Raw genomic sequence first — 16722 nt, forward strand, 5'->3', positions numbered from 1 at the left:
TTTTAATCCGCAAAGGTTAACAGACCCTAGTGCCGAATATGGCCAGTAATATACCTAGTTTTTGTTAAGCTAAGCGCTACAGAACTTATAAGAGCAATTTATGGTTAATCAGCATTGGCAAAAAGCGCGTCAGAGCCGCGATGCGCGTTTTGATGGGCTTTTTTATGTAGCGGTAAAAACCACAGGTATTTATTGTCGGCCAATTTGCCCCGCGCCCACTGCGCATGAAAAAAATGTAACCTACTACCAGTTTGCGCACTCTGCTGCGCAAGCAGGGTTTAGGCCTTGTATTCGTTGCAGGCCCGATAGTGCACCAGGTAGTGCTGCTTGGCAGGGAGCAAAAACCACTGCCTTACGCGCTAAACAGTTAATTGATCAATTTAACGAGTGTGATTGTGAAGTACTTGCAGCGCGTTTAGGAATAAGCAGTCGCTATTTAAGACGACTTTTTTCTCAACATTTTGGTCTTTCAGTTACTCAATATCGATTATTCAATCAATGCCATTTTGCAAAAAAATTGATTCAAGAAACCAGCTTACCGCTTACCGAGATAGCGTTTGCCTCAGGCTTTAAAAGTGTACGACGATTCAATGATGCTTTTTTAAAACAACTTAATATCGCGCCCTCAGCGCTTAGAACTACCAGGCACCCAACTGATCTTGGGCTCACCTTAATTTTGCCTTTTCGTCCACCGTATAACTGGCAAGCATTGCATGGGTTTTTAGCAAAACGACTTATAGAGCCAATAGAGTGGTTAACGCCAACCAGTTATGGGCGTACTTTTACTTATAAATCGTGTAGAGGCCGCTTTAATGCTGAATTTATTTCAGATAAACATCATTTTCGGGTGCAAATTGATATAGATAATACGCAATATTTACAGCCAGTTATTAACAACATTCGCCGTGTACTTGATTTAGATGCAGATACTTATTTAATTGAGGCGCATTTAAGCGAACACATTAATAATGCATTTCCACTTACTAAAGGCTTAAGGTTACCGGGTATTTGGTCAAGCTTTGAAGCGGGCATTCGCGCTGTGTTAGGTCAGCAGGTGAGTGTAACTGCGGCGCATAATTTAGTGACTCAATTAGTGCAACAGCTTTCGGAGCAACAAGAGGGAAAGATGTACTTTCCAACACCTGAAGTAGTGTCAGGTAGTGATTTTGCTTTTTTTAAAATGCCGCAGGCACGTAAAAATGCACTGCATAATCTCGCTGAATTTTGTGCTATTCACCCCAAGGAGGATGATTTAGACCAATGGCTTACTTTAAAAGGAATTGGCCCTTGGACGGTTAATTACGCAAAACTGCGCGGTCAAAGCCAACCCGATATTTTACTTGATGGCGATTTAGGGGTTAAAAAAGCCCAAGCGGCAGCAAGCTCGTTTGAATCTGCGAACTGTGCACCATTTCGATCTTACTTAACTTTTCAACTTTGGCAGCAATTATGATAGTGCAAACCAGTTTACCCAGTCCGATTGACGATATTATTATTCAGGCAACTGAAAACGGTATTAGTTATGTGGGGTTTTATCCACCGACCAGTTATGTCAGTACGCCTTTAAATAAGGTGACTAATTCACATGTTTTATCTTGTGTGGCGCAGCTTAATGAGTATTTTGCTCATACGCGTACTGAGTTTGATTTAGAGCTTGATACTGGCGGCACGCCATTTCAGCAAAGCGTATGGCAGGCATTACAAAGCGTACCGTTTGCTAAAGTGGCAACCTATAAAGATATTGCCATACAATTAAATAATCCTAAAGCAGTGAGGGCGGTGGGGGCTGCAAATGGCAAAAACCCAGTCAGCATTATTGTGCCGTGTCACCGCATCATTGGTGCAAATAAAAAGCTAACTGGTTATGCTGGTGGCCTAGAGCGTAAGCAATGGTTACTAGAGCACGAAGCAAAATAAATAAAATAGCGTTTCCAAATTTGTATTCTCTGCACTTTAGGGTAGCATAAGCGCACTTTTTATTTGAAGGCACGGCCATGGCGCAATTATACTTTTACTACTCTGCAATGAATGCAGGTAAATCAACCACTTTATTACAATCAGCGTTTAATTATAAAGAGCGCGGTATGGAGCCGGTGATCCTCACCGCAGCCATTGACGATAGAGCAGGAGTGGGCAAAGTATCCTCACGTATAGGCCTTCAAGCAGATGCACATATTTATGATGCGGATAAAGACGTATACGAGCTAATTAAATCGCTCAATAGTGATAAAAAACGCCATTGTGTACTCGTGGATGAATGTCAGTTTTTATCTAAAGATCAAGTTATGCAGTTAACCGATGTAGTCGATGAGTTAGGTATTCCCGTATTGTGTTACGGCTTAAGAAACGACTTTAGAGGTGAGTTATTTAGCGGCTCGCAATATTTACTTGCTTGGGCTGATAAGTTAATAGAACTTAAAACGGTGTGTCATTGTGGGCGTAAAGCAAATCACGTATTACGTACCGATGAAAATGGCGAGGCTATTGCCGATGGCAACCAAGTAGAAATTGGCGGCAACGATCGTTATGAATCGGTGTGCCGCAAACATTATAAAGCCGCGTTAAATATGGGCCGTTAAGGCTTTAATAAAGGTATCTATATCCGCTTTGGTAATACCTAAATGGGTTACTAGCCTAAGCTGCTTACTTGGGCTAAACACAATGTCCTGTGCTTTTAAATCGGCTGCTAGTTTTGTGATGTTTATGTTGTTATCAAACGTAGCGTAAACCATGTTTGTGGTATTACTCATGTTTACGTTAAAACCTGCCACGTTATTTAACTGCTTTGCTAAATAACGTGCATTAGCGTGGTCATCGACTAAACGTTGAGTGTTATTTTCTAAAGCATATTGCCCCGCAGCAGCTAATATACCCGCTTGGCGCATACCGCCGCCAAGCACTTTTCGCCAGCGTCTTGCTTTGGCTATCAATGCTGTTGAACCAAGCAATAATGAACCAACAGGTGCACCTAATCCTTTTGATAAGCAAATAGATACAGAGTCAAAATGTTGGGTTATTTCTTTAATATCAACGTTAAGCTCGGCAGCGGCATTAAAAGCGCGAGCGCCATCTAAATGCAGTGCTAAGTTATGTTGGTTAACAAATTCGCGTGCTTTGAGTAAATAATCAATACCGAGTACTTTGCCACCTATGGTGTTTTCAAGGCTCAGTAATCGCGTTTTCGCAAAGTGGCTATCATCGGGTTTTATTGCAGCAGCAATTTTAGTAAAACACAAGCTACCATCGGCTTCATTTTCAATAGGCTGTGGCTGAATAGAGCCTAAAACGGCAGCGCCACCGCCTTCAAACTTGTAGTTATGAGCATTTTGGCCACATATATACTCGTCGCCGCGTTCACAATGGGCCATTAATGCAAGCAGATTTGTTTGTGTGCCTGAGCTACAAAAAAGTGCATCTTGCACATTAAAACGTAATCGAGCATAAGCTTCTAATTGGTTTACACTTTCATCATCGCCATAAACGTCGTCGCCGACGGGGGCATGATACATAATATCCCGCATTTTGCTGCACGGCTTTGTTACTGTATCTGAGCGAAAATCTATCATGGGGTGTCCTTAAGTGGCTTTATACTAATTCTTCACAAATTTGTTCTCGGGTGGCTTTATCAAAATAGCTCCATGCAATAAAGCGACTGACTTTTTGCCCTTGTGCCATTTCAACAATTTTAAATTCACTAATAGGCTGTTGTTTTAGCTGTGCTTCTAAGGCTGCTAGAGTTTCTTTTTTAGAAACCAACGAGGTAAACCAAATTACTTGGTCACTGTGATCCCTGCTTTCTTTGATCATGTTAGAAATGAATGCTAACTCACCACCTTCACACCATAGCTCATTACTTTGTCCGCCAAAATTAAGTGCTTGCGAAGGCGTTTTGCCTAAGTTTTTCCATTTACGTTCACTGCCTTTATTGGCTTCTTCTGCACTGGCGTGAAATGGCGGGTTACACATCGTTAAATGATACAAATCTTTCGCATTAACCACCCCTTTAAAAATATGCTCGGGATTTTTTTGTTGTTTAAGCGTTATTTTTAGATTATTGAACTGAGCGAGCTGCTTGGCTATTTTTATTGCTGCAGAGTCTATGTCGCTGCCAGTAAAGTGCCATTGGTATTCGCTATTGCCCGTTAGCGGGTAAACTAAGTTAGCGCCAGTGCCTATATCAAGCACTTTAATTTGTCGGCCAGTGGGGATAACCTGCTGATTATCTTCGCTGAGTAAGTCAGCTAAGTAATGAATATAGTCAACTCTTCCTGGAATAGGTGGGCATAAGTTGTGCTCAGGTATGTCCCAAAAGTTAATGTTGTAATGACTTTTTAATAGCGCCTGATTCAAGGTTTTTACAGCTAAGTTATTACTAAAATCAATACTTTGATTGCCTGCTGGAGTCGTAATTAAAAAAGCAGTTAACGAAGGGGTTTGCGAGGTAAGCAAATTAAAATCGTAACCATTTTTGTGTTGATTGCGCGGATGTAATTTAGAACGAGTTGATTTTGCTTTCATGAGGCTTTTTTAACAACAGGAATAAAAGCCAATAGTAACAAATACAGACAGAAAAAGTGCATAATTTTCCCTTTGGCTTACCAGGTATTACTGGTAGGATGAGTTGTTAGCAATTATAAGGAATTCGCTTTGGCAGTTACTCAAGAGTCTGTTTTTATTAAATTAGATGACCATCAAACACTGCATTTACGCCGTATCGCCAATCAGAAGCCAAGTGGGCCTGTGGTGTTATTAATTCATGGTGCGGTAGAAAATGGCAAAATATTTTACACTCATAGCAATAAAGGGTTAGCGCCTTTTTTAGCTGAACACGGATATTGTTGTTACGTAGCTGATTTACGCGGGCGTGGTGAAAGTAAACCTGCTATTTGTAAGCAAGCACGGTATGGACAAACTGAGGCGATTGTTGAAGATATTCCGGCATTTATTGAAAAAATTGAACAGTTAGAGAGTAAAAAACCTGACTTTTTAGTTGCTCATTCTTGGGGTGGGGTGTTGCTTAATAGCGTGTTTGCTCGCTTCCCTGAGCTGATAAACGATGTAAAAGCGTGTGCCTATTTTGGTTCAAAGCGTTCGCTATTTAATAACCACCCTAAAAAGTTATTTCAGGCCAATTTGATTTGGTATTTTATGGCGCCAATATTAGCGAAAAAACACGGTTATTTACCAGCAAAACGCTTAAAGTGGGGCAGTGATGATGAAACTCAAAAGTCGCATTATCAAAGTATGCAGTGGGCTAAGAAAAATCCGTGGATAGACAGTGATGATGGCTTTGATTACGCTAAAACATTAGCAAATCTCACGCTTCCTCCAACGTTACATATTGCGGCAGTAAAAGATAAAGCATTGGCACAGCCTATCGATATTCAAAAGTTTATTGATGAGTCAGGTACTGGGGTGCAAAAAATGCAAATATATGGCCGCCGCTTTGGGCACAAAGTAGATTACGACCATATTAATATGCTTACCCATCCACAGGCACGCCAAGAACAATTTATAGATGTGCTTAATTGGTTTGAGGCAACGAGAGCAAACTAAGTAAAGGGGCTTCATAACGCTGCCATTTATCAAGGCTTTTGTTATTTACAGGCTGCCTAATCGCATGTTTACTGAGCGTTGTAACGGCGCTTTTATTTTTGTAAAAGTCTAAACAAGTCTGTTCAAATTCACAGCCAGTAAAACTCAATAGTGCGGTTAATTGATCTTTAGGGTTTTCAATTAACTGCTCATAACTTAAATTATAAATAGCTAAGCGGTTAAATTGCTGCCAATGGCTCATCAGTTTTTCATAAAGCTGATGGTACAAAGTAAATTCATTCAAATCACAAAAATAGGGTTCGTTTTCAGCAAAGTAATTAGTAAACACTGAAAATGCGGTTGCGTTAAAGTTGCGAGTCAGGTTAATAAACTTAGCGTCTGGGAATAGAATATAAATTAACCCTAAGTTTTGGTAATTGCTAGGCAGTTTATTGATCACAAATGCGCAATTGCTCCCAGAAGAACTTAAGGTATCTAAATATATAGCTCTGGCTTGGTTAATTAAAGGCGTTGTTAGCTTAGTTAAGCATTGAGGGTAGCGTAATCTTGTTTTATGTTCTAAAAAAGCAACTACCTTACTACTAATACTGGTGTCTTCTCCAAGCGTTGCCCATTGACTGTGCCCTGATAACATTTGCTCAAGTAGGGTTGAACCGCTTCGTGGCATACCAATAATAAACACGGGCGTAACAGGATACTGCTTATTTAGGTTTGCTAAATTGAGCACACTTTCATTGTTATATTCAATAAGTTGATCATAAAACTCAATTAAATCCTCAGTATTAAATTCACTGAGTTTACGTTGTTGCTGATTGGCAATAACAAAGTAATTAAATGCTTGATCAGTATCGTCTAACTTGTCGTAACTTTTAGCTAAAGCATAGTAGCAGACCATTTTTAAGCGTAGGTTATTTGTTTGCGTTAAAAAATGGTGTAACTGATCAATGTAATTATTTGCTTTATTAAAGCGCCCTAATTGTACCAATTCAAATAAAACATAAGCCGTAACCGGTGCTATTCCAAGCTTTAATGACTCCTCAAATGTGGCCTGCGCTTTATCAAGCTCGCCAAAGTTTAAATAATGCTGAGCTAAATAATAATGGGTGTCTGGGTTGTCTGTGGCAATGCTTGTTGCGTATTCGAGTACTTTTTGCGCGTCCTCAGGGGAGTTGACTGCATTAAATGCATCACTTAATGCATACAAAGGTTCTAATACATAAGGGAGGTGCTGACACGCTCGTTGTAGTATATACACAGCGGCATCAAATTGTTCTAAACGCAGTGCTACCTTACCTAGGCCAAACAGGGCGTCACCATTGTCAGGCTCTGCTTGTAATAGCGTTTTGTAATGAAACTCAGCTTCTCTAAGCTTGTTTTGTGACAATAACTCATTCGCTTTTTTTAGTAGCATAATACAACTAATATTCTTTTTATTTAATATAACCCCAAAGCCACAAAAAATGCGAGTGTAAAAGTCATTTTAAATGGGTTTATAAAGGGCAATAAAAAGGCGAAATGCATTACACATTTCGCCTTTGATTATCATTAACACATTTTAGAAAGTATAGGTTGCTTTAGCGTAGTAAAAGCCACCATTAATCCCGTATGGAGATGTTTCGTAGTACTTACCACCCCAGTTGTTATTTGGTGCTACGGAGAAATCAAGTTTTTCTGCTTCTTGATCCAGTAGGTTTTGTGCACCGACTGAGAAACTAATTGAGTCATTCATGAAGTAAGTTACTTCAACATCTAACGTCACAGCTGCATCAGCCATTTTAGCCGTTTCATCATAATCTACGTGAACGCCTTGGTACTCACCAAAGTAATTAAGGCGAGAAAATGCTGAAAAGCTTTCCCATTGTTGTGCCCAGCTCAGTGTTGCACGGTGATTAGGTAAGTCATTTTCAAGACGACTTACTTTAAACGCACCGGTAATATCACTTGAACGTGTTACTTCTGTTTCATTCCAGTTGTAAGCTAAGCTAAATGTCGAGCTACCACTGAACAATTCAGCTGAGTAGTTAGCAACTAAGTCAACACCTTGCGTTGTGGTGTCAAAGTCATTGGTAAAGAAACTAACTTGCGCTAGGTTTTGTACGTTAGGTACGCCCGCAGCTTCAAGGGTGTCTTTATCTGCTTGGCTAAGTTCGATTTTATCTGATTGGCTAATACGATCATCTACTTGGATGTTGTAGTAATCAACTGTTAAGAATAAATCGCCAATGGTGTATACCGCGCCAAAGGTGTAGCTTTGTGATTCTTCAGGCTCAAGTTCAGTACCGCCTAATTGAATAGCAATTGGGTTTGTAGGTGGTAACAAGGCTGAGTCTACTAATACACCGCTGCTTAAGTTAGTTTGTACGTTACTAACATTCGCTTGGCCTACGGTAGGTGCACGGAAACCAGTACTAATTGAACCACGAATATTCAGATCATCAGTAAGGTGGTATTGACCCATTAACTTATAGTTAGTGGTTGAACCAAAGGTATCGTAATCTTCGTAGCGAAGCGCTAAGCCCATTAAGAACTCTTCAGTGAATGGCGCCTCAATATCAATGTAAGCTGCATAGTTTCGACGGTCGTATTCGCCTGCATCTGATGGTTTAAATCCAGGGAAACCGTTAGAACCAATACCAAAACCTTGATCAGTTAGTGGGCCAGCTATAAACGAAGCTTCATCGCCTGATACCACGGTAAAGGTTTCTTCATGCCACTCTAAACCACCGGCAATGTTTACATCGTAAGCTAAGTCAAAGTCAAAACCCTTTGAAATATCAAAATTAAAGTTTTTCTCTAATTGTTCATATTTACCTGGGCTAAAATCACGCGGGCTATCTGGACCCAACGATGCATTGATTGTGTCGTATATAAAGTAGCGAGATTCGTTGTAACCTACAGTACCGCTTAAATCATAGTAAGCGCCTTCTAAAAAGCCGCCAGTAAACTCACCTTTAGTACCAATAGTGAGTGACGTATCTGTGATATTACCACCAAAGTTTGGTGTAAAACCGCCCGGAAGCATTTCGTTAAATGCGAAACAATCAGGGTTGTTTGCTACACCATTAATGTAGTCAGGGTTATCAAGAACGTTGTCATCAATCATGATTGTTGGACAATTACCGCTCATATCGCCGGTTAAATCACCAACAAGGAGTGTTTCGCCACCATCGTTTGAGTATGCACCAGGGCGAGTATGTGGGTTACGGTAATAAAAACCACCACGTACATCACGCTCAGAATAGTTACCAAACATATAAAATTGTGAGTCATTAGTTAGCTCTAAACCAACATTACCAAAGATAGAGATGTCGTCATCAACCTCTGGTGCACCCCATACTTGGGTGAACGGAGCAATGTCTGGAACGCCTGCAGCATCAAGTGCTGTGGCATCGGCTCTTTGTACTGAACGGCTGGTCGCATCGGCTGTTTTGTACTGAAAACTTAAATTTGCAAAACCGCTATCGGTAAATGGTAAGCCCACATTACCTGAAATTTGGGTTGTATCGCCGTCGCCTTCGTAATATTGACCTTTACGAACTTCGAACGATCCGCCTTCTGAGGCATCTTTAAGCTGGAAGTTTAAAACCCCAGCAATTGCATCAGAACCATATTGTGCAGCAGCACCATCACGCAGTACTTCTACTTGTTTTAGTGCAATACTTGGAATAACTGAAATATCGGCACCTTGAGCACCATCGTTTATACCACCACCTAAAAAGGCAATAACAGATGCGCGGTGACGGCGTTTACCGTTTAATAGAATCAGTGTACTGTCTGAAGGTAATCCGCGTAAATTTGCAGGGCGAACTAATGATGCAGCATCACTAATTGGCATTGAGTGAACGTTTAAAGAAGGAATAGCCCCTTTTAATAGCTCTAACATATCAGTATTACCTGATTTGCTAAGCTCTTCGCCACCGATAATATCGATAGGTACAGGTGAATCACCAATAGAGCGAGGCGCAGAGCGCGTACCAACTACGGCAATTTTTTCTACGTTTTTGTTTACTTTAACTTCGGTTTGCTCTTCTTGAGCAATTGCTGAACCAGAAACAAATAAGCCTGCGGCTGTTGTTGCTAGAGCAAATTTGATCGCCTGTTGAAGCGCATTGCTTTTTAATTTCATTCTAAATATCCCCAGTTAGAATTGATTTGTATAGTCTATTTACTGACTTATTATTGTGGACATTTCACATTCAATGGGGAGCAAATATTGCTAACTCACTCCTAAAAGCTTAATTAATTAAGCGCACCTCCTGTGAGTCCTCGAAATAGACTATAGATAAAAAAGCTAAAGAGGGCAATGGCTAATTAACTAGTATTTAACAAGTTGAAACAAATGGTTTATCTAAAAATAACGCAGAGTTAATCACAACTAGGGCGAGAAAAGGGGGTAAAAACAGACATTGATACATAATTACTAACTAAATAAGCTATTTTAGTTATTTTCTATTATTGAATTAAATTGACTTACTGTTGACATTTTCACCATGGTGTTTTTTCCACGCAGCCAGCTTTTCTTTATATTCATCCCACACGCAAGGGCAGCAACTGCCGCCGCCACAGCACTCATCAGATTTTGGTCTTTCGGGTTTAGTACTAGGGATGTTTTTTTGCATTTTTTTATTACAAAAGTGGAAAAAAGGACGCTTAGAATAAATGATTGAATAAAGGGTGTAAATTATTCTTTGTGAACTTAGAACGCTGTGTGAGAATACAGGCTATGCGATTATATAAAGTCATTCATCGTGCACCCTGGCGGGTTGCTAAAATAAGTAAAAAGCGACAACAACTACGCTTTCGTCGTGCTATGGTCGCGCTTAAAATAGCCCTTGCTCAGGAAAAGCAAGAAACCAAAGAAATGCTAATAATTTATAGGCGTTATACCCAAGGGCAAACAAACAAAGCAGAACTAAAACGCGCCAACGAGCAGTTTGTAGATATATTAAAAGGATTAGGACTAGGCGTTTTTGCGTTATTGCCGTTTGCACCATTAACTATTCCACTGGTTGTTAAACTAGGGCAGTTAGTGGGTGTTGATGTATTGCCAAGTTCTTTTAGTATGAACAAGCCTATTAAAGAAATTGATCAACAGATTGCTCAACAAAGCCAACAGCAAGACTCAACTCCCTCAAAGAAGAAGTAAGCTAGCAGAGCATAATTAGCTATACCTTTTAATAGTGCTTATTGTTATGCTAAGGCATCATTTTCTATTATGTGAGTCATTTAATGAGTGCTTTACTTCGTCATACCTCTTCAGGAATTCCTCTATCTTTTATTGTTAAAAATGAATTAACAGACTGGCTTACGCAGCAACCGAGTTTTGTACAGCGCTGGCTAGCAAACACAGATTTTGAAAAATCAGGACTCGCACTAGTACCAAACCCAGAAACGGGTGAACTTAGTCAGGTATTTTGTGTAATGCAAAGCACTGATGATTTTTGGGCCGCTGGCGAGCTTGCCAGTAAATTACCTGCGGGTTGTTATCAAATTCAAGGTGATGAGTCTTTAGTTGCTCAACTTGCTTTAGGCTTTGTGTTAGGTGGTTATGAGTTTAGTGAATACAAACAAAAAGCCACCGCTAAAGCTCAGCTTGGTATTGCTGATAAAACATTATATGAACAAGTAAAACAACAAGCGGATGCCATTAATTTAGCACGCGATTTAGTTAATACCCCAGCTGCCGATATGATGCCGCAGCACTTATCACAAGTCATGAGTGACCTAGCAGATACATTCGACGGTGAATTTTCGCAGTGGGTAGGTGATGAGTTATTAGAGCAAAATTACCCAACTATTCATATGGTAGGCCGTGCAAGTGAAAACAAACCACGATTACTTGACTTGAAATGGGGGGCAGTCGATGCGCCACAAATTACGTTAGTCGGTAAAGGTGTCTGTTTTGATTCCGGTGGACTGGATTTAAAGCCCAGTTCAGGCATGCGTAACATGAAAAAAGACATGGGTGGGGCTGCGCATGTTATTGCCTTGGCTCAGTTAATTATGGCTGCTAACTTACCAATACGTCTTCGTGTTTTAGTGCCTGCGGTTGAAAATGCTGTTTCGCGAAATGCATTTCGCCCTGGCGATGTAGTAAAAACCCGTAAAGGTATTATGGTCGAAATAGACAATACCGATGCGGAAGGGCGACTAGTGCTGTGTGATGCACTAAGCGAAGCACAAAACGATGATCCTGAATTAATCATAGATTTTGCTACATTAACCGGTGCGTGCCGTATTGCGTTAGGTACGGAGTTACCGGGATTTTTCTCAACGGATCGCGCTGTAGCAAATGCCATTATGGACTCGGGAATACAAGTTAACGACCCTGTTTGGCAATTGCCGTTATTCGAGCAATACAAACCATTTTTGAAAAGCGATGTGGCTGATATGGCTAACTGTGCAAGTACGCCATTTGGTGGCGCAATAACCGCTGCGCTTTATTTGAAAGAGTTTGTAGAGCCAAATACACCATGGGTTCACTTTGACGTAATGGCATGGAATTTACGTGCATTACCTGGGCGTCCAGCTGGTGGTGAGGCACTGGGTATTCGTGCAGTATTTACTTACCTACAAAATCGATTTAACTAAATTAAATATACCTTGAGTTATTAGATGTTAAAGTGCATATAACTCAAGGGGTAAGCCATCTGGATCGGCAAAAAAGGTGAATTTTTTGCCGGTTATTTCATCTTCTCTAATATTTTCGACGATGACATTGTGTGACTCTAAATAATGTTTAGCAGTATTAATACACCCAACTTTAAATGCTAAATGTCTAAGTCCTTGTGCTTCGGGGTAGCTTGGTCTACTTGGCGCATCATTAAACGAAAATAATTCTAACTGACTACCATCAGGTAAAGCTAAATCGAGTTTGTAAGACTGACGCTGTGCACGATAATGCTCATTAATAATCGTGAGTTTTAATATTTCACTATAAAAATGTTTAGAGCGTGGGTAGTTGCTACAAATGATGGCTACATGATGAATGCCTAGTAGTTGCATATATTTTCCTTAAAAAGCAAAAAGCGCACTGAAAGCAGTGCGCTTTTTATCAATACATGTGCATGGTCATATATATTAGCTTTTAGCTAGGCTCTGCGTCTTTACACGCTTTTACAGCTGGTGCAACAAGCTCTAAACCTGTTTTATCACACGGTGGAAGTTTAGCATCGCTAACAGCAATGGGTGTTACTCGCTCGCCCCATTTGATATAGCTTGCCGCCCACGTTAGGCCTGCTCCAAATGCAGCCGACATAATATTGGCATGCGGCTTAATTAAACCTTGCTCAACGGCCTCACACAGCGCAATGGCAATCGTTGCAGCAGAGGTATTACCGTATTCGCCAATGTTTACTATTACTTTTTCGTCATCCACTTTTAAACGGTTTTGAATTGCTTGAATAATGCGTAAGTTAGCTTGATGCGGAACTAGTACATCAATATCATCGAGCTTAAGATTGGCTTGTTCAAGCACGTCGTCACAGGCTTCACTCATGCCTTTAACGGCACGTTTAAATATTTCACGGCCTTCAAATAAAAGGTCTGATGGACCAATTGGCTCATATTTATTTAAATCACTGCCAAAATTAGTAATGTGTAAAATATCACGATCTTCGCTGTCACAACCGGTTTTAGTCCCTAATAAGCCTGCAGGTGTTTCTGCTGCTTCAAGCACAACGGCACCGGCACCATCACCAAATAAAACGGCGCTGTCGCGTCGTGCCCAGTTTACATACCACGTCATGCGCTCAGCCGCGATAACGACTGCTTTTTTGATCATGCCAGCTTGAATTTGCGCTGTCGCAGCTTGTAAAGCATATAAGAAACCAGAACATGCCGCGTTGGTGTCCATGGCTGCAGCGCCTGTGGCACCAATATTTTTTTGTACTAATGAGGCGGTGTTTGCAACTACTGTTGAGGGGGTGCACGTTGCTAAAATAACTAAATCGATATCTTTTGCATCTACGCCAGCACAAGCAATGGCATGCTTTGCAGCCACACTAGCAAGTTCAGCAGTACTTACATGGCTAACTCTGCGAGACTTTATACCCGTACGTGTGGTGATCCACTCATCGGTTGTATCTACAATTTCACTTATTTCGTCGTTGCTGATGCTTGCTGGTGGAATGCATTTACCCCAACCAGTGATATGTGCGTAAGGCATAGTGTGTTCTCTTAAAAGTGGTATGACGTGTTCGTCTAATGAGGACGTTATATCAAAAATTAGCTGTTAACACTAGTTTATAGCATGGTTTGCTTAGTAATTACTGCTATTTTACGGACTATTTGCTGCATTTTTGTTTAAAGGTAAGTGGCTTGTTTTTATTGTGTTAATTAAATGCTTTTAATGATTGTGCGTGTTTTACACGATAGCTCATAGGCTTTCTAAGCTTAATAGAATACGAATACTTTGTTGACCATATATGCTTGAGTGCGGCTGAGTGAGCAGCTAATATGGGGCGCATATTATGAAATCATTACTTAAAAAGCATTATTTATAATGGATAACAAAGCAATGTATATTCAGTCAGGTGAATCTTATTGTGTTAATTAAAACCGATCCTGCTATTAGCCGGTTATTAATGCTACGCAGTGGCGCCATTGCTGTGCAGCTTATTGCGGTGTTAAGCGTTTATTTTTTATTAGAGCATCAAATTGCGCTCATGCCGTTGCTAGCCGTTATTACGCTTGAGGCGGTTTTTCAGTTAGCAAGTATCTTTGCTTATAGAAATGTTAGCCAAGCAAAGCCTGTTGGCATGCTGATGCAACTGACCGCTGACGTACTTTTTTTAACTATTTTGTTGTCTTTAAGTGGCGGTGCAACTAACGCATTTGTGTCGTTATTATTGTTACCTATTATGATAGCGGCAATTACATTGAGCGCTCGTGGGCTTGCCTATATTGCTGTGCTGGCTATCGCTGCCTACAGCATGCTACTGATTAAAATGCCAGAGCATAGCATGCACCAAATGAACATGAGTGGCCACTTTATTGGCATGTGGGTTAATTTTGTCATCAGTGCCTGCGTGATTGCGTTGGTTATTGGTGCAATGAACCGTGCCTTACAACAACGTGAGCGCACTATTGCCAAAGTTAGAGAGAAACAGTTACGTAGTGAACAACTGGTTACTCTCGATGGCGCAGCGGCGCAAATTACTCATCAATTAGCAACGCCTATTGCTAATTTACAATTATTGTTTGAAGAGCTTGTAGAAGAGTATCCCAACAATGAAATTATTCAGCAAATGCAATCACCCTTGCTGCAATGCCGCACTCAGCTTAATGATTTTAGAAAGCTCTCTATGCAGCTACGAGATAAAAACACGCAAACACCTATAAAAGCAGAGCAGCTGCAAAATCAAATTCATGATACGTTGCTATTACAATACCCTAATCAACAAATAAACTGGCTTAATGAGGCGCCTAAAGCCACATTAAAAAGTGATGCCATGCTGCTACCTGCTATTTTAAACTTATTACAAAATGCAGCGCTTGCTAACGAAAAAAAGGCCAAATGCAATTAGAGTTGAGTTGGCAACAGCCAGATGCGCAAAGTATTGCGTTAATTATTCGGGATTTTGGCGCTGGTTTTTTATCCTCAGAGTTAGCGGAGTTAGGCGGGCAGCTCATGCCCAGCGAGCAAGGCATGGGAATAGCGGTTATGCTATCAAATGTCACGTTTGAGCGTTTAAATGGTTCGTTAACTGTTTATAATCACCCCGATGGTGGGGCGGTGGCCAAGATACAAATGCCACTATTAATAACCGAGTCGGCGCTATGAAGCTGCTAATTATTGAAGATGACATTAACCTTGCTACCACTTTGGCAAGGCGCTTAACAAAACACAGCTTTAACTGTGAGGTTGCACATAACCAAACAGAGGCTTTACTTAGGGCTCGCCAGCAGCAACCTGATTGTATTTTATTAGATATGAAGTTAGCAGATGAAAATGGGCTGGCGCTTATTGCACCGCTGCGACACTTGTTACCCAAGGCGCATATTGTATTGCTTACCGGCTTTGCAAGTATAGCTACAGCCGTAGAGGCGATGCGCTTGGGCGCTAATGACTATTTAACTAAGCCTGTCGATATGGCAAGTTTACTAAAAGCGCTAAAAGTAGAGCTGGCAACGACAGTAACCGAAATCTCTGAGGAGGTTATGTCACCTGAGCGTTTGGAGTGGGAGCATATTCAACATGTATTGCACAGCAACAACGGTAATGTATCAATGACTGCAAGGCAGCTTAATATGCATAGACGCACTTTGCAGCGCAAGCTACAAAAAAAACCAGTGCAACAATAAGCCCTCGCTTGAGCAAGCAATTAATGACCCATACCGCCGCGCTAATAAAAAACCAAAAAATTATACTGTTCGACGCCCAGTGCAAGCTTTGTAGTGCGTGGTGTAATTTTATTATTGCTCACGACCCTCAGGCCATGTTTAAACTGTGCAGTGTACAATCACCAAAAGGGCAGCAAATATTAATGCACTTTTGCTATTCGACAACTGATTTTTCCTCTATGGTTTACATTGAAAACGCTCAAGCATTTATACAAAGCCATGCATTTTTTGAGGTGATTAAACAGCTAGGCTATCCGTGGAAACTTAGTGGTATGTTTAGTGTGTTGCCAAATCGTTTTAACAATTGGCTTTATGATAAAATTGCATCAAATCGATATACCTTATTTGGTAAATATCACTATTGCAGGATCCCTTCAAAGCAAGACCAAGCCCACTATTTATAAGTGCTTTAATAGATGCCTGAATATATTGGCTGTGCTAAAATCGCGGCGTTTAATTACTAGTAAATAGGTTTTAAGGGCTTTTTCATGGCAAATACGGCGCACGCACTGCATATTTTAGTAAAACATAAAGAGATTGCAGAAGACATCATCAAGCAATTAGGCAAAGGCGCAAAGTTTCAAACTTTAGCTAAAAAGTATTCGTCATGCCCATCGGGTAAAAAAGGCGGTGATTTAGGTGAGTTTAGACGAGGCCAAATGGTTCCACAGTTTGATAAGGTTGCCTTTAGTGGTGCAATTTTAGAACCGCATTTAGTAAAAACGAAATTTGGTTGGCATGTGATTAAGGTGCTTTATCGTACATAAACTAACGCAATTTTAAGTTGCCGCTATACTTATCATTTGTTTAGTTTGTTACATT

The 16722-nt window shown here is 40.6% G+C and carries 16 protein-coding genes and 1 pseudogene; 10 read left to right on the top strand and 7 right to left on the bottom strand.

The annotated features are described in order from the left end of the window. Positions 1 to 100: 100 nt before the first annotated feature. The 3 genes from P20439_RS02300 (at position 101) to P20439_RS02310 (ending at position 2579) form a co-directional block, all read left to right on the top strand. Positions 101 to 1453: a DNA-3-methyladenine glycosylase 2 family protein gene (locus P20439_RS02300; RefSeq protein WP_008112274.1), complete on the top strand. Its 1353-nt coding sequence runs from the start codon at positions 101 to 103 to the stop codon at positions 1451 to 1453. After that, positions 1450 to 1917, top strand: a complete 468-nt coding sequence (locus tag P20439_RS02305; RefSeq protein WP_008112277.1) for a methylated-DNA--[protein]-cysteine S-methyltransferase — start codon at positions 1450 to 1452, stop codon at positions 1915 to 1917. The genes P20439_RS02300 and P20439_RS02305 overlap by 4 nt, the downstream gene beginning before the upstream one ends. Before the next feature lie 77 nt (positions 1918 to 1994). Then, positions 1995 to 2579, top strand: a complete 585-nt coding sequence (locus tag P20439_RS02310) for a thymidine kinase (protein ID WP_008112278.1) — start codon at positions 1995 to 1997, stop codon at positions 2577 to 2579. On the opposite strand, the gene ltaE is transcribed toward P20439_RS02310, so the two are convergent. Further along, a complete protein-coding gene (ltaE, locus tag P20439_RS02315; RefSeq protein WP_008112280.1) occupies positions 2562 to 3566 on the bottom strand; it encodes a low-specificity L-threonine aldolase in 1005 nt (334 codons plus the stop codon). The genes P20439_RS02310 and ltaE overlap by 18 nt on opposite strands. Positions 3567 to 3585: 19 nt before the next feature. Further along, complete coding sequence (gene rlmF, locus P20439_RS02320; RefSeq protein ID WP_008464290.1) at positions 3586 to 4518, bottom strand: 23S rRNA (adenine(1618)-N(6))-methyltransferase RlmF; 933 nt, start codon at positions 4516 to 4518, stop codon at positions 3586 to 3588. 129 nt (positions 4519 to 4647) lie between these two features. Between rlmF and P20439_RS02325 the strand changes: the two genes are divergently transcribed. After that, a complete protein-coding gene (locus tag P20439_RS02325; protein ID WP_008112284.1) occupies positions 4648 to 5556 on the top strand; it encodes an alpha/beta fold hydrolase in 909 nt (302 codons plus the stop codon). Here P20439_RS02325 and P20439_RS02330 read toward each other — a convergent pair. From P20439_RS02330 to P20439_RS18080, 3 genes are all read right to left on the bottom strand, one after another. After that, on the bottom strand, positions 5525 to 6967 hold the full coding sequence (locus tag P20439_RS02330) for a sulfotransferase (protein ID WP_008112287.1): 1443 nt from the start codon (positions 6965 to 6967) through the stop codon (positions 5525 to 5527). The genes P20439_RS02325 and P20439_RS02330 overlap by 32 nt on opposite strands. A 144-nt stretch (positions 6968 to 7111) precedes the next feature. Further along, positions 7112 to 9682, bottom strand: a complete 2571-nt coding sequence (locus P20439_RS02335) for a TonB-dependent siderophore receptor (protein ID WP_008112288.1) — start codon at positions 9680 to 9682, stop codon at positions 7112 to 7114. A 334-nt stretch (positions 9683 to 10016) separates the two neighbouring features. Next, positions 10017 to 10175, bottom strand: coding sequence for an oxidoreductase-like domain-containing protein (locus tag P20439_RS18080; protein ID WP_083834467.1), 159 nt, complete (start codon positions 10173 to 10175; stop codon positions 10017 to 10019). A gap of 104 nt (positions 10176 to 10279) precedes the next feature. Between P20439_RS18080 and P20439_RS02340 the strand changes: the two genes are divergently transcribed. Next, a complete protein-coding gene (locus P20439_RS02340; protein WP_008464293.1) occupies positions 10280 to 10702 on the top strand; it encodes a hypothetical protein in 423 nt (140 codons plus the stop codon). Between the two features lie 83 nt (positions 10703 to 10785). Next, positions 10786 to 12147 (top strand): M17 family metallopeptidase, encoded by a 1362-nt coding sequence (locus P20439_RS02345; RefSeq protein WP_008464294.1) that lies wholly within the window; start codon positions 10786 to 10788, stop codon positions 12145 to 12147. 27 nt (positions 12148 to 12174) lie between these two features. Here P20439_RS02345 and P20439_RS02350 read toward each other — a convergent pair whose 3' ends face one another. Then, positions 12175 to 12561, bottom strand: a complete 387-nt coding sequence (locus P20439_RS02350; protein WP_008464296.1) for a VOC family protein — start codon at positions 12559 to 12561, stop codon at positions 12175 to 12177. Positions 12562 to 12643: 82 nt separating this feature from the next. After that, complete coding sequence (locus tag P20439_RS02355; protein WP_008464299.1) at positions 12644 to 13723, bottom strand: ketoacyl-ACP synthase III; 1080 nt, start codon at positions 13721 to 13723, stop codon at positions 12644 to 12646. Between the two features lie 379 nt (positions 13724 to 14102). Here P20439_RS02355 and P20439_RS02360 point away from each other — a divergent pair. From P20439_RS02360 to ppiC, 4 genes and pseudogenes are all read left to right on the top strand, one after another. After that, positions 14103 to 15340, top strand: a pseudogene (locus P20439_RS02360) (sensor histidine kinase). Next, positions 15337 to 15861 (top strand): response regulator transcription factor, encoded by a 525-nt coding sequence (locus P20439_RS02365; RefSeq protein ID WP_008464307.1) that lies wholly within the window; start codon positions 15337 to 15339, stop codon positions 15859 to 15861. The pseudogene P20439_RS02360 and the gene P20439_RS02365 overlap by 4 nt, the downstream one beginning before the upstream one ends. 23 nt (positions 15862 to 15884) lie before the next feature. Next, complete coding sequence (locus P20439_RS02370; RefSeq protein ID WP_008464309.1) at positions 15885 to 16304, top strand: thiol-disulfide oxidoreductase DCC family protein; 420 nt, start codon at positions 15885 to 15887, stop codon at positions 16302 to 16304. An 84-nt stretch (positions 16305 to 16388) separates the two neighbouring features. Further along, positions 16389 to 16667 carry a peptidylprolyl isomerase PpiC gene (gene ppiC, locus P20439_RS02375; RefSeq protein WP_008464312.1) on the top strand — a complete coding sequence of 93 codons (279 nt, stop codon included), beginning with the start codon at positions 16389 to 16391 and terminating at the stop codon, positions 16665 to 16667. The last annotated feature ends 55 nt before the right edge of the window (positions 16668 to 16722 follow it).

Source organism: Pseudoalteromonas sp. BSi20439 (assembly GCF_000241165.1).
Lineage (GTDB): Bacteria > Pseudomonadota > Gammaproteobacteria > Enterobacterales > Alteromonadaceae > Pseudoalteromonas.

Coding starts and splice junctions, on each gene's coding strand:
- P20439_RS02350 (WP_008464296.1), bottom strand. CDS start 12,561: ATGCAACTACTAGGCATTCATCATGTAGCCATCATTTGTAGCAACTAC.
- ppiC (WP_008464312.1), top strand. CDS start 16,389: ATGGCAAATACGGCGCACGCACTGCATATTTTAGTAAAACATAAAGAG.
- P20439_RS02335 (WP_008112288.1), bottom strand. CDS start 9,682: ATGAAATTAAAAAGCAATGCGCTTCAACAGGCGATCAAATTTGCTCTA.
- ltaE (WP_008112280.1), bottom strand. CDS start 3,566: ATGATAGATTTTCGCTCAGATACAGTAACAAAGCCGTGCAGCAAAATG.
- P20439_RS02300 (WP_008112274.1), top strand. CDS start 101: ATGGTTAATCAGCATTGGCAAAAAGCGCGTCAGAGCCGCGATGCGCGT.
- rlmF (WP_008464290.1), bottom strand. CDS start 4,518: ATGAAAGCAAAATCAACTCGTTCTAAATTACATCCGCGCAATCAACAC.
- P20439_RS02365 (WP_008464307.1), top strand. CDS start 15,337: ATGAAGCTGCTAATTATTGAAGATGACATTAACCTTGCTACCACTTTG.
- P20439_RS02330 (WP_008112287.1), bottom strand. CDS start 6,967: ATGCTACTAAAAAAAGCGAATGAGTTATTGTCACAAAACAAGCTTAGA.
- P20439_RS02355 (WP_008464299.1), bottom strand. CDS start 13,723: ATGCCTTACGCACATATCACTGGTTGGGGTAAATGCATTCCACCAGCA.
- P20439_RS02340 (WP_008464293.1), top strand. CDS start 10,280: ATGCGATTATATAAAGTCATTCATCGTGCACCCTGGCGGGTTGCTAAA.
- P20439_RS18080 (WP_083834467.1), bottom strand. CDS start 10,175: ATGCAAAAAAACATCCCTAGTACTAAACCCGAAAGACCAAAATCTGAT.
- P20439_RS02370 (WP_008464309.1), top strand. CDS start 15,885: ATGACCCATACCGCCGCGCTAATAAAAAACCAAAAAATTATACTGTTC.
- P20439_RS02345 (WP_008464294.1), top strand. CDS start 10,786: ATGAGTGCTTTACTTCGTCATACCTCTTCAGGAATTCCTCTATCTTTT.
- P20439_RS02305 (WP_008112277.1), top strand. CDS start 1,450: ATGATAGTGCAAACCAGTTTACCCAGTCCGATTGACGATATTATTATT.
- P20439_RS02310 (WP_008112278.1), top strand. CDS start 1,995: ATGGCGCAATTATACTTTTACTACTCTGCAATGAATGCAGGTAAATCA.